Annotated in this window: 15 protein-coding genes; 12 read left to right on the forward strand and 3 right to left on the reverse strand. The window is 66.8% G+C overall.

The genetic code is table 11. From position 1 onward, the window contains the following. Nucleotides 1–97: 97 nt before the first annotated feature. Both XM53_RS09505 and XM53_RS09510 read left to right on the forward strand, forming a co-directional pair. On the forward strand, nt 98–1,039 hold the full coding sequence (locus XM53_RS09505; protein WP_082630880.1) for a fatty acid desaturase: 942 nt from the start codon (nt 98–100) through the stop codon (nt 1,037–1,039). A gap of 21 nt (nt 1,040–1,060) precedes the next feature. Next, complete coding sequence (locus tag XM53_RS09510) at nt 1,061–1,966, forward strand: DMT family transporter (RefSeq protein ID WP_057792675.1); 906 nt, start codon at nt 1,061–1,063, stop codon at nt 1,964–1,966. 12 nt (nt 1,967–1,978) lie between these two features. On the opposite strand, the gene XM53_RS09515 is transcribed toward XM53_RS09510, so the two are convergent. After that, nucleotides 1,979–2,695, reverse strand: coding sequence for an NUDIX hydrolase (locus tag XM53_RS09515; protein WP_057792677.1), 717 nt, complete (start codon nt 2,693–2,695; stop codon nt 1,979–1,981). A 28-nt stretch (nt 2,696–2,723) separates the two neighbouring features. Continuing rightward, nucleotides 2,724–3,158, reverse strand: a complete 435-nt coding sequence (locus tag XM53_RS09520) for a DUF983 domain-containing protein (RefSeq protein ID WP_057792679.1) — start codon at nt 3,156–3,158, stop codon at nt 2,724–2,726. A gap of 248 nt (nt 3,159–3,406) precedes the next feature. Here XM53_RS09520 and XM53_RS09525 point away from each other — a divergent pair, with 248 nt between their 5' ends. The 4 genes from XM53_RS09525 (at nt 3,407) to XM53_RS09540 (ending at nt 5,436) form a co-directional block, all read left to right on the forward strand. After that, nucleotides 3,407–3,880: an EF-hand domain-containing protein gene (locus XM53_RS09525; RefSeq protein WP_057792681.1), complete on the forward strand. Its 474-nt coding sequence runs from the start codon at nt 3,407–3,409 to the stop codon at nt 3,878–3,880. Between the two features lie 103 nt (nt 3,881–3,983). Then, nucleotides 3,984–4,568 (forward strand): RNA polymerase sigma factor, encoded by a 585-nt coding sequence (locus XM53_RS09530; protein ID WP_057792924.1) that lies wholly within the window; start codon nt 3,984–3,986, stop codon nt 4,566–4,568. Next, nucleotides 4,565–4,957 (forward strand): hypothetical protein, encoded by a 393-nt coding sequence (locus XM53_RS23425; RefSeq protein ID WP_057792683.1) that lies wholly within the window; start codon nt 4,565–4,567, stop codon nt 4,955–4,957. Before XM53_RS09530 ends, XM53_RS23425 begins: the two co-directional genes overlap by 4 nt. A 2-nt stretch (nt 4,958–4,959) precedes the next feature. Continuing rightward, nucleotides 4,960–5,436 (forward strand): periplasmic heavy metal sensor, encoded by a 477-nt coding sequence (locus XM53_RS09540; RefSeq protein WP_160321383.1) that lies wholly within the window; start codon nt 4,960–4,962, stop codon nt 5,434–5,436. Between the two features lie 23 nt (nt 5,437–5,459). On the opposite strand, the gene XM53_RS09545 is transcribed toward XM53_RS09540, so the two are convergent. Continuing rightward, a complete protein-coding gene (locus XM53_RS09545) occupies nt 5,460–6,851 on the reverse strand; it encodes a diguanylate cyclase domain-containing protein (protein ID WP_057792687.1) in 1,392 nt (463 codons plus the stop codon). A gap of 86 nt (nt 6,852–6,937) precedes the next feature. On the opposite strand from XM53_RS09545, the gene XM53_RS09550 reads away from it, so the two are divergent. The 6 genes from XM53_RS09550 (at nt 6,938) to XM53_RS09575 (ending at nt 12,229) form a co-directional block, all read left to right on the forward strand. Next, nucleotides 6,938–7,222, forward strand: a complete 285-nt coding sequence (locus XM53_RS09550; protein ID WP_057792689.1) for a DUF3572 domain-containing protein — start codon at nt 6,938–6,940, stop codon at nt 7,220–7,222. Between the two features lie 21 nt (nt 7,223–7,243). Beyond that, nucleotides 7,244–7,948, forward strand: a complete 705-nt coding sequence (locus XM53_RS09555) for an HAD family hydrolase (protein ID WP_057792691.1) — start codon at nt 7,244–7,246, stop codon at nt 7,946–7,948. Next, nucleotides 7,945–8,835 (forward strand): DMT family transporter, encoded by an 891-nt coding sequence (locus tag XM53_RS09560; protein ID WP_057792926.1) that lies wholly within the window; start codon nt 7,945–7,947, stop codon nt 8,833–8,835. Before XM53_RS09555 ends, XM53_RS09560 begins: the two co-directional genes overlap by 4 nt. 88 nt (nt 8,836–8,923) lie before the next feature. Continuing rightward, nucleotides 8,924–10,486 carry a trimethylamine methyltransferase family protein gene (locus XM53_RS09565; protein ID WP_057792692.1) on the forward strand — a complete coding sequence of 521 codons (1,563 nt, stop codon included), beginning with the start codon at nt 8,924–8,926 and terminating at the stop codon, nt 10,484–10,486. Between the two features lie 103 nt (nt 10,487–10,589). Further along, the gene (locus XM53_RS09570) at nt 10,590–11,183 is read left to right on the forward strand and encodes a heme NO-binding domain-containing protein (RefSeq protein WP_057792694.1); all 594 of its coding nucleotides are present in this window, start codon (nt 10,590–10,592) and stop codon (nt 11,181–11,183) included. Further along, nucleotides 11,180–12,229 (forward strand): GGDEF domain-containing protein, encoded by a 1,050-nt coding sequence (locus XM53_RS09575; RefSeq protein ID WP_057792696.1) that lies wholly within the window; start codon nt 11,180–11,182, stop codon nt 12,227–12,229. Before XM53_RS09570 ends, XM53_RS09575 begins: the two co-directional genes overlap by 4 nt. Nucleotides 12,230–12,287 lie beyond the last annotated feature (58 nt).

Below are 12,287 nucleotides of genomic sequence, written 5' to 3' on the forward strand. Positions count from 1 at the left end.
TTTTATCAACAAACGAGAGGTTTGTTAATCATTCTCTGACTGCCCCCCTGACAGGATCTGTCGTAACGGTTTTGTGAAGGACTGAATTGGGGACAAGATGAAAGTGGAATTCGAAGGCGGCGCCGGGCCGGTGCCGGGGCCGGGGGCGCGTGCGCTGACGGACGTGGAATGGCCGACACTGGGACTGTTGGCCGCGTGCTATGCGGGTTGGGGCATGGCGCTGTTCTGGCTGGCGGGGCTTTGGCTGCCGGCAGGCGTGGCGGTGGCGGCGATCGGGATCACGCTGCATTCGTCGCTGGTGCACGAGATGATCCACGGGCACCCGACCCGAAACGACAGGCTCAACGAGGCGCTTGGGTTCTTCAGCCTCGGGCTGTGCGTGCCCTACCGGCGGTTCATGGAACTGCACCTTGCGCATCACCGCGACAGCCTGCTGACCGATCCCTATGACGACCCGGAATCGAACTACCTTGACCCCGAGGTCTGGGCGCGGCTGCCGGGCTGGTTCCGGGCCGTGCTGCGCTTCAACAACACGCTGTTGGGGCGGATGATCGTGGGGCCGGTGCTGGGACAGGTGGTGTTCATGCGCGGCGACTGGGCCGCGATCCGGGCCGGGGACGAGGGCATTGCGCGGGCCTGGGTGTTGCATGGGCTGGGCGTGGCGGCGGTGCTGGCGCTGGTCGCGGTGTCTCCGATGCCGGTCTGGGCCTACCTGGTCAGCGCCTACCTGGCCTATGCGATTTTGAAGATCCGCACCTTTCTGGAGCACCGGGCGCATGAGCGCGCCAGCGGGCGGACCGTGGTGGTCGAGGATGGCGGGCCGCTGGCGTTTCTCTTTCTGAACAACAACCTGCACGTGGTGCATCACATGCATCCGAAGGTGGCGTGGTACCGGCTGCCGGCGATGTGGCGGCAGAACCGCGACACGTATTTGCGGCGCAATGGCGGGTACTATTATCGCTCTTACGCAGAGATTTTCGCGCGTCACCTGTTGCGGGCGAAGGACCCGGTGGCGCATCCGCTCTGGCGGAGGAAGTAAAAGACCGGCAATAGGAGATCCATGGTCGAACCGTGGATCCTTCTTTCCATCATGGCGGCGTTTTTCCAGACGCTGCGTTTCATGTTGCAGAAATCGCTGAGCATGGGGACGTTGAGCGCGCTGGGCGCGACCTTTGCGCGGTTCGCCTATGCCGCGCCGATGGCGGCGGTGCTGGCGGGCGGCTATGCGGCGTGGTCCGGGCAAGGGTTGCCGGCGGTGGGCGGGCGGTTCTGGATCTACGTGCTGAGCGGCGGGCTGGCGCAGATCCTGGCGACGTGGTGCGTGGTGCTGCTGTTTGCCGAGCGAAATTTCGCGGTGGGCATCACGTTCAAGAAAACCGAGGTGGTGCAGACAGCCCTGGTGGGGCTGATCGTGCTGGGCGACCGCATCAGCTTGCCGGGGCTGGTGGCGATCTTCCTGGGGCTGATCGGCGTGCTGGTGTTGTCGGACGTGCCGGGCGGCGCGGGCGGCTGGTGGCGGCGGGTGACCAGCCGCGCGCCGCTTCTGGGGCTGGCTTCGGGCGCGTTTTTCGCGGTGTCGGCGGTGACGTACCGGGGCGCGACGCTGGAGGTGGCCAGTGACGACGCGTTCCTGCGGGCGATGATCGCGGTGGCGGCGGTTACGGCGGCGCAGAGCCTTGGGATGGCGGCCTATCTGCGCTGGGGCGAGCCGCGGCAGTTGTCCCGTGTCTGGGCGGCGCGGGGGCGCGCAGTGTGGATGGGAGTCACGAGCCTGCTGGGCAGCGTTGGCTGGTTCACGGCCTTCACCTTACAGAACGCGGCCTACGTCTTTGCGGTGGGGCAGGTGGAGGTGATCTTTTCGCTGGCGGCGTCGGTCCTGTTCTTTCGCGAGACGGTCACGCGGCGCGAGCTGATCGGGATCGTGCTGGTAAGTGCCAGCATCCTGCTGCTGGTGTTGCTGGGATAGCGGCCCGGCGCGTCAGTCGGGCAGGCGCGCACCGTAGAGGCGCTTGAAGAGGTTGCTTTCGTCGTCATTGCGGAAGAACGGCACCGAGGCGGGCGGCGCGGGATCGTGGGCGCGGGCCTCGATTTCGGCCAGCACGACCTCGGTTATGAAGGGCAGGTCATAGTTGTGGCGGGCGGTGGCCAGGGGCACCCATTGCAGATGGCTGAGTTCGTCGCAGGCGGGCGAGAAATCGTCCGGGTCCGAGGCGAGCGCCGTGGCATCGACCAGGAAGAACCGCGCGTCGAAGCGCCGGGGGCGGCCCGGGGGTGTGATGGCGCGGAAGACGAATTGCAGCGCCGAGGCGTCGGGCAGGTGGCCGGTGGCGGCAAAACTATCCCAGTCGGCGGGGGGCGGGTCGGACCAGTCGCCGGGCTGGCCCAGCACTTGCCCGGTTTCTTCCCACAATTCGCGGATCGCGGCGGCGGCCAGGGCGTGCGCAATGTCGGTTTCACTGTCGTCGCGCAGGCGCGCGGTGCAGCCTTCGGGCATCGGGCGGGCCAGCGGGATCGCGGCATCGCCAGCATCCACCGCGCCGCCGGGAAAGACGAACTTGTTGGGCATGAAGGCGGCCTTGGCGCCGCGTTGGCCCATGAGCACGCGCGGTTCCGTCATGCGGTCGCGCAACACGATGACGGTAGCCGCGTCGCGGATGGCGCTCTTGTCGGAATGTTTCGGGTAGCTTGCGGTCATCAGGTCCTGTCCCTCGGTGCCGAAGGGGTCAGGTCTCATCCCCGAAGCCGTGCATCTGGCGCGCCCACTGGAAGCCGACGATGGCCCCTTTCAGCCGGGGCAGAAGGTAAAGCGAGAGCGTGACGCAGCCAATAGCGAAAATGGTGAAGAGTACCAGCGGGTCGGGCCGCCAGGTGGTGAAGGTGATATGCAGCAGCGGGGCCATGAGGTGGCCCACGAAGAGAATGGTCAGATAGGCCGGACCGTCATCGGCGCGCGCATGGCTGAGATCCTCGCGGCAGACCGGGCAGGTTTGACGCAGCTTTAGATAGCTTTTCAGGATCGGGCCGGACCCGCAATTGGGGCAGGTGCGACGAAACCCGCGAAAAACCGCGGGCCAGAGCGCGCGTTCGGCGGTGTCTTCGCCGGGCGTCGTTGCGTGCGACGCGGCAGACGATTGCGTTGGGTGGTCGGTGGTGGTCATGGTGCCTCGCCAGTCAATGGCCCTAGAGGTGCGCTGCCGGCGCTGAAAATGGAAGGTGACAGGCTGTCCGTGCGTCGGGATGTCGCAAAGGGCACGCCCGGACCGCCCGCAAAAATATCAGCGCGGGGCGACGGAATGGGCGGGACACGCCGTTTAGGGGACATGATCGCGATGGCAGGCGCGGTCGAAAGCTCATGGCGCGGCGTCGGATCGCGCCCCAATGACCCTGTCAGAGATGGAGCAAGACGATGAAGAACCTGATGATGATGAGCGCCCTTGGCATGTCGATTGTCCTTGGCGGGGCCGTGCAGGGCATGGCCGCGTCGGGCGAGGGCAAGGGCCCGCGTCATTCGTTCGAGCAGTTGGACACCAACGGGGACGGCCAGCTGACGCGCGACGAGATGCAGGCGCATATGAAGGCGCGATTCGACGCCGCCGACACCAATGGCGACGGCGTGATGAGCCTGGAGGAAATGCAGGCGCGCGGGCAGGAACGCGCGGCCAAGCGGGCCGCCAAGATGATCGAACGGCTGGATACGGATGGCGACGGTGGCGTGAGCTTCGACGAAGCGCAGGCGCGGCGCGGCGGCAAGATGTTCGAGCGGGCCGATACCGATGGCGATGGCGCGATCAGCCAGGCCGAGTTCGACACCGCGCGCGAGAAGATGCGCGAGATGCACGCCAAACGTCACGGCAAGAAGAGCGAGCAGAACGCGGAGTGATCCGCGCGGTCCCGTCCCGGTGTCCTTTGCGGGGCTGGCCGGGGCGGGGCGTTTCGGCGTAAAAGCCGGACGCAGATGACGAGGCTGGATGTACGACCGGGACATGACGATGCCGCTCGACGCCATGAACGATGTGCCGGACGAGGCGCTGCTGGTTCTGTTCGCCAATGGCGAACGGGCGGCGGCGCGGGCGCTGACCCTGCGGCTGAGCCCACGGGTGCTGGCCCATGCCTATCGCCTGTTGGGCAACAGGACCGAGGCCGAGGACGTGGCGCAGGAGGCGCTGTTGCGGCTGTGGCGGGTGGCGCCCGACTGGCGGCAGGGCGAGGCGAAGGTCACCACCTGGCTGTATCGCGTGGTGGCGAACCTGTGCACCGACCGGTTGCGCCGGGGCTGGCGCCAGCGCCCGCTGGAGGCCGCGGGCGACCCGGCCGACGACCGCACGAGCGCGGCCGAGGACATGCAGGAACGCGCCCGGGTCGACGCGCTGCAAGAGGCGCTGCAATCCCTACCCGAGCGTCAGAGGCAGGCGGTGGTGTTGCGGCACATAGACGAACTCGGCAATCCAGAGATCGCCGAGATCATGGAGATCAGCGTCGACGCGGTGGAAAGCCTGACGGCGCGGGGAAAGCGGGCGCTGAGCGATGTGCTGCGGGGTAGAAAGGATGAACTGGGGTACGCGGAATGAGCAAGACCGGCAAACCTGAAGATGCGCTGACGGAGGCTTTCGCCGCCGCGCGCCGGACCGCGCCCGAACCCGATGCCGATTTCCTGGCGCGGGTGCTGGCCGATGCGGAGGATGTGCAGGACGGGTTCGCCCGGGCGGACCGGACCGAACCCTTTGCCGAGGACCGCGAGCGGTTGGCCTTGCGCGGCGGATGGCGCGGCGTGTTCCATGCGCTGGGCGGATGGCCCGCGGTCTCTGGATTGAGCGCGGCGGCGGTCGCGGGGCTGTGGATCGGGGTGGCGCCGCCGGAGCGGCTGGACGCGACGGCTCAGCAGGTATGGGGCGAGGATATCACCCTGGCCTTGCAGCCCGATATCGGAACCGACCTGTTCCCCGAAGAGGAGGGATGAGCGTGGATGACAAGACCGAACATACGTCCCGCACCGGGGCGCCGCGCTGGATGCGGCTGCTGTTGGTGGCGTCGCTGGCGCTGAACCTGCTGGTCGTCGGCGTGGTGGCCGGGTTCGCGATCAAGGGCGGGCCGGACGGGCACAGGGGGCCGCCGGGGGGCATGGGGGCCATGCACCGCGCGCTGAGCGATGCGGAACGCGCCGACCTCAAGCGCCGGATGATCCGGGAATTCCGTGACAGAAAAGAAGACCGCGCGGCGGTGCGCCAGGAAATGGCCGGGCTCGTCGAACTGCTGCGGGCCGACGCGTTCGACCCGGCGGCGGCGGCGGACCGGATGGCGCGGGTGCGGGCGCTGTTCAATGGCCGGGTCACTGCGGCGCAGGACCTGCTGATCGGGTACTGGATCGAAATGACCCCGTCGGAGCGGGCCGCCTATGCCGACCGGCTGGAGCAGGAGATGGAGCGGCGCAGGCGCTGAGCCCCACCGGGCCGCGCGGCGCCTCAGGCCGCGGAGAGATGCGAGATCGTTACCATGTCGCGGCCGCCCGACTTGGCGGCGTAAAGCGCGTGATCGGCCTCGGCCACCATCGCCTCGGGCTCGAACGTGGCGCCCTGACGCGCGGGATCGGCCACCATCGCACCGATGCTGATGGTCAGCGTGACCGGGGTTTGGACACCGGGAAGGGTGATGGCGGTGTCGCGCACGGTCTGGCACAGGTGCTTGGCCATGGCGCGGGCGTCCGCGATGCCGGACTGGGGCATCAGCACCAGAAATTCCTCGCCGCCGATGCGCGACAGGCTGTCGCCGGGGCGCAGGGCGTCGCGCAGGGCATGGGCCACGCGGGTCAGGACCTGGTCGCCGGCGGCGTGCCCGTAGGTGTCGTTGACCGCCTTGAAGTGATCGAGATCCGCGACCATCACCGCGAAGGTCTGCCCGCTGGAGCGGGCGCTGTCGATCAGCCGGGCCATCTGCGACAGGGCGTAACGGCGGTTGTAGAGGCCGGTCAGCGGATCGGTCACCGCGGCGTGCAGCCCGGTGCGCAACCGGGCCTTCTGAGTGTCGTCTGCCTGTTTCGCGTGCAGAAGCTTTTCAAGGCGCAGTGTGATCTCGCCGGGGTCTGCGTCATGGGCGGCGATGTCGTGCACTCCGAGGTCAAGCACCTTTGCCGCGAGCGCGTCGTCTTCGGGATCGATCAGGGCAAGGACCCGCGATTGGCGGGTCTGGGGCGCGCTGCACAGCTCGGCCAGGTGGACTAGTTCGGGCTCGCCGGCGCCCGGGGGCAGAAAGGTCAGCAGCACGTCGGGCGGTACTTGCAGACCGGTGAGCAGGTCGGTCCGGCCCGTGCGGAGCGTTTCGAACCGGTGCGAGGTGGCTTGTGCCAGGCGGCGGCACAGCGCCTGGTCGCGTGCCGCGCCGGAATGCAGCGCCGCGATCAGGCCGCGGGCGGCGAAACCCGCCTGCGCCTCGGCGAAACCGAGGGCTTCGGCGGTGTCGTGCGTGAGATCAAGATCGGCCTCGACCGGCGCATGGCGTGCCATCGAGCGCAGGCGCGCCAGCAGCGTCTTGTCGCAGCACGGCTTGGACATGACATCGTCCGCCCCCGCCCGCAGCAGATCGATCCGGACCTGGGGCGTGCGGTCAGCGCTCAGAACCAGCACCGGCAGCCGGTCGCAGCCGGGCAGGGCATGGATGCCGCGGATCAGTTCGCACGCGTCACGGTCGGGCAGGTCGCCGGACATCAGCACCGCCTGAGGCTTGTCGCGCAGGATGGCCGCGACCGCGTCTGCCGCGGTGCTGGCCTGTTCGACGCTGAAGTAAGCCGCCGACAGCTTGACCTTCAGCACGATGCGATTGGTCGCGAGACCATCGACGATGAGAATGGTGCCTGACATGTGCCGAGGCCTTTCCGACTTGTCCTTTCCGATGGCTAGACTATCCCTGTGATTGGTTAAGAAAACCTTGCCGGGAGTTAATCAATATGGCCGATCAGCGAGAAGCTGCCGAGACTGTCGCGCTCAAGGCGTTGGGCTGGATCGCCGGTCACGAGAACCTGCTGGACGTGTTCATGGGGGCCACGGGGGCAGGGCAGGATGACCTGCGAGACGGTGCGCAAGACCCTGATTTTCTTGCGTCTTTGATGGATTTCATCCTGATGGACGACGCTTGGATAATGGAGTTCAGCGAGGCCGCGAATGTGCCGCCCGAGACGATTGTCGAGGCCCGCGCGGCCCTTCCGGGCGGAGTTCAGACCCATTGGACATAAATTAATTTTGAGGACCATAAGGTGAACAAACCAGCAAGAAAGATTGATGGGCTGCTCTTTGACAAGGATGGCACGCTGTTCGATTTCCACACCACGTGGAGCACTTGGGCTGGGGGGCTGATCGAGGATCTGGCCGGCGGCGACGCGGATGTGCGTGCACGGCTGGCCAGGGAAATGCATTACGATCTTGCAGCTGGGCGCTTCGCGCCGACCAGCCCGATCATCGCGGGCACCAACCGCGAGGCGGCGGAATGCGTCGCGCGGGCGCTGCCTGGGCGCGAGGTGGCGGACCTGGAACTTTACCTGATGCAGACCTCGGCCACCGCGCCGCAGGCGGAAGCTGTACCGCTCGTGCCGTTCCTGACAGCGCTGAAGGGAGAGGGCATCGCGCTGGGCGTTGCCACGAACGATACCGAGTACGGCGCTCGCGCCCATCTGGGCGAAGCCGGGGTCACCGGGTTCTTCGATTTCATCGCCGGGTTCGATTCCGGCCACGGGGCCAAGCCGGACCCGGGGCCGTGCCTGGCGTTCGCCCGTGCAGCGGGTTTGGCCCCCGCGCGCGTGGCGATGGTGGGTGACAGCACGCATGATCTGATCGCGGGTCGTGCGGCGGGGATGCAGACCATCGCGGTCCTGACCGGTCCCGCAGGCTTGGATGACTTGCGCCCCCATGCCGATGTGGTCCTGACGGATATCGGGCATATCCCGGCTTGGATGACGACGTGAGTACAGGGGTTTCCCGCGGCGTTCTTTTGGCGCTGATCGGCACGCTGGTGCTGACGCCGGACGCGATGCTGATGCGGCTGTCGGGCATGGAAGGTTTCCAGATGACCGGCTGGCGCGGTGTGTTCATGGGCACGATGATGGTGCTGGCCTGGGCCGCTGTCAGCCGGGACAGGGAGGGTGACATCGCCCGGCTGATAAGCGGGCCGGGGCTGTTGATCGTGGCGGCGCAGGTGCTGAACTCGATGCTGTTCTGCCTGGGCATTGCCTCGGCCCCGGCGGCGATGGTGCTGATGGGCGTGGCCGCGGTGCCGGTCTTTTCGGCCGTGCTGAGCCGGGTGGTGACCGGCGAGGCGACATCGGCCCTGACCTGGGCGGCCATTGCGGCGGTGATGACGGGGATCGGCATTGCGGTGCTGGGCGGCGGGCATGGCGACGTGGCGCTGAACTGGGCCGCGGCGACGGGGGCGGTCTTTGGCCTGGGCGTGGCGTTCGTGCTGGCGCTGAATTTCGTGACCGTGCGCGCGAGCCCCGCGTTGCCGATCTTGCTGGCCATCGGGGTGGGCGCGTGGATCGCGGGTGTGATCGGCTGGTCGCTGACGGGCGTCGAGGCGATGTTTCAGGGGCGGGTCTGGGCCATGGCGATCACCGGGGGCGTGGTGCTGCCGGTGTCGTTCTTCATGCTGTCGCTGGCGGCACGGCACACGCTGGCGGCCAATGTCAGTCTGCTGATGTTGCTGGAAACCGTGCTGGGGCCGCTGTGGGTGTGGATCGGCGTGGGCGAGCGGCCGACAGTGGCGATGCTGGTGGGCGGCGCCATCGTGGTGGGCAGCCTGACCGTATATCTTTCGATCCTGCGGCGGCGCGCGGCGCTAATCGTGCCGCGGTAGTTCACCTGCGACAGGTTCTGTCGCAAAGCGGCAAACTCGCCGGCCTGCGCGGTGATTGCATGGAAAGAGCCCTTCGAGGAGACTCACCATGCCAGACACAGCCTTACGCAGGAAACGCAGCGGCGGACGGGCCGGTAATGCGACGCGCCGGGGCACGGCCGTCATCGACCAGATGCCCTGGAACCCGCCGATCAATATCGACCGGCCGGTCGAGCCGCTGACCGACGAAGGCATCGCCGCGATCCATGACGGCGCGATGCGCATCCTGGAAGAGATCGGGATCGAGTTTCTGAACCCCGAAGCGGTGGAGATCCTGCGCGGCACCGGCGGCTGCGACATCAATGGCGAGAATGTGCGGATGGGCCGCGATTTCGTGATGGAGATGATCGCCAAGGCGCCGAGCGCATTCACCATCACCCCGCGCAACCCCGATCATGCCATCACGATCGGGGGCCGGCACCTTAATTTCGGCAACGTGTCGTCGCCGCCCAGTTACTGGGATATGGGGATCGGACGCAAGGTGACCGGCACGCGCGAGATGTGTGCCAACCTGTTGAAACTGAGCCAGTATTTCAACTGCGTGCATTTCGTGGGTGGCTATCCGGTGGAGCCGCAGGACGTTCATGCCAGCGTGCGGCACCTGGATGTGCTCTATGACAAGCTGACGCTGACCGACAAGGTCGCCCATGCCTATTGCCTAGGCAAGGAACGGGTCGAGGACGTGATGGAGATGGTGCGCATCGCGGGTGGCCTGACCGACGAAGAGTTCGAAGCCAGCCCGCACATGTATTCCAACATCAACTCCACCTCGCCCCTGAAGCATGATTTCCCGATGCTGGACGGCTGGATCCGGCTGGCGCGGCGGAACCAGGGGCTGGTGGTGACGCCCTTCACGCTGGCGGGCGCGATGGCGCCGGTGACCATGGCGGGGGCCGTGGCGCAATCGCTGGCCGAGGGGCTGTGCGCGATCGTGCTGGCGCAGGCGATCCGGCCCGGGGTGGGGTGCGCCATCGGCACGTTCACCAGCAATGTCGATATGAAATCGGGCGCGCCGGCCTTCGGCACGCCGGAATACATGCGCGCGACGCAGATGACGGGGCAGATGGCGCGGTTCTACGGCCTGCCGATGCGGGCCTCGGGCGTGTGCGCGGCCAACGTGCCGGACGGGCAGGCGATGTGGGAAACCTCGAACAGCCTATGGTCGGCGGTGCAGTCGGGGGCGCACATGGTCTATCATGCCGCCGGCTGGCTGGAAGGCGGGCTGATCGCCAGCCCGGAGAAATTCATCATGGATTGCGAGATATTGCAGCATATCCAGCGGTACATGGATCCGATGCTGACCGCGACCGGCCCCGACGACATCGCGCTGGAGGCGGTGCGCGAAGTGGGCAACCAGGGGCATTTCTTTGGCATTCAGCACACCCAGGACCGATACACGACCGCATTCTATCAGCCGTTCCTGAGCGATTGGCGCAATTTCGAGGCCTGGGAGGCGGCAGGCGCCATGTGGACGCCGCAGCGCGCGCACCAGGTCTTTCGCGACATCATCGCGAGCTTCGAGGCGCCGCCGATGGACGACGGCATCCGCGACGAACTGGCGGCCTTTGTCGCCAGGCGGAAAGAGGAAGGCGGCGCGCCGACGGATTTCTGAGCACCATGCAGATCCGGCCGGGCAATTTGTTAAGGACAAATTGAAACGTTCAAGGCTTCTTAATTCGGTTGTGCAAACGCTTGACCGAATTCGGGAGCACAGGATGCATGGGCTGATCAACCGGGCCATAGAATTGTTTTTGCGGGATACCTACGGTCAGGAGGCGTGGGACGAGATCGCGCGCCGGGCGGACCTTGCGCCGCCGGAATTCGAGGCGATGCTGGATTATCCGGACGCGCTGACCGTGGATGTGCTGGCGCAGGCGGCACAGCTGCTGGACAAGCCCGAGGCCGAGATACTGGAGGATATCGGCACGTACCTTGTCTCGCACCCCACCGCCGAGGCGCTGCGGCGGCTATTGCGGTTCTCGGGTGCGGATTTTACCGATTTCCTGCATTCGCTGGACGACCTGCCGGCGCGGGCGCGGCTGGCGGTGCCGCAATTGAAATTGCCGCCCGTGGCGCTGACGGATCATGGGCAGCAGATGTTCTCGGTCACGGTCGGAAGACGAGAGGCGGCGGGTTTTGCCTTCGGTCACGTTCTGCTGGGGCTGTTGCGGGCCATGGCGGATGATTACGGCGCCCTGGTTCTGCTGGAGCACAAGGGGTGCCGTGATGGTGTAGAGACCATTGATGTTCAACTGCTGGAGGCGGCGTTTGCGACCGGGCGCAGTTTCGTGCTGGGCGCCGCCGGATGAGACCCGGCGCGATCGAGACCCTTGGGGCGCTGCTGGACGTGCTGTGCCCGATGCATCTGATCGTGGATGCCATGGGGCGTATCACGCACGCGGGTCCGACGGCGACAAAGGTGCTGGACACCAAGGCGTTGACCGGGCGCGATTTTTTTGATCTGTTCGAGGTCAGGCGTCCGCGGCTGGACCCCGGTGTGCCGGGGCTGCGCGCGGCGGCGGGGCGGCGGCTGCATTTCGTGTTGCGCGGCCCCGCCGATACGGAACTGAAGGGTGTCGCGGTGCCGTTTCCCGAGGACCGGGCGCTGGGACCGCCGGGCGGTGTGATCGTCGATCTGAGTTTCGGGATCGGTGTCATCGAAGCCGTGGGTCGGCACGACCTGCGCAGTGCGGATTTCGCGGTGACGGACCTTGCTGTGGAAATGCTGTATCTGGCCGAGGCCAAGTCGGTGGTGACCGATGCCTGGCAGAAATTGAACCAGCGGTTGCAGGGGGCCAAGGCGGTGGCCGAGCAGGAGGCCTATACCGACACGCTGACCGGCCTGCTCAATCGTCGCGCGCTGGAGCCAATGATGCGGCGGCTGATCGCTTCCGGGCAAGAGTTTGCCCTGATGCATCTCGACCTCGATTACTTCAAGTCGGTGAACGACACGCTGGGCCATGCGGCCGGCGACCACGTCTTGCGGCACGTGGCGCAGATCCTGCGGCAGGAAATCCGGGACGGGGATACGGTGATCCGCGTGGGCGGCGACGAATTCGTGCTGATGATCGCCGAGCGCACCTCGGACGCGGAACTGTCGCGCCTTGGCGGGCGGCTGATCCGGCGGCTGGAGGCGCCGGTTGCCTTCAACGGCGAGGTCGCGCGGATATCGGGCAGCATCGGCACCACGCGCAGCAGCACCTATGCCAAGCCGCGGCTGGCGGTGATGATGGACGATGCCGACCTTGCGCTTTACGCCGCAAAGCAGGCCGGACGTGGGTGCCATGTGGCCTTTAGGCCGGGCCTGCGCAACGCGGTCGAGATGCGGTCTGTCGGCGCGGTGCCTCCTGTCTGAACCGCCCCGGGGCCTTGTGCGTGGCGGCCGCGCCCGCTAACGAATGGCGGCGGATCGG

This window comes from Roseovarius atlanticus (assembly GCF_001441615.1).
Taxonomy (GTDB): domain Bacteria; phylum Pseudomonadota; class Alphaproteobacteria; order Rhodobacterales; family Rhodobacteraceae; genus Roseovarius; species Roseovarius atlanticus.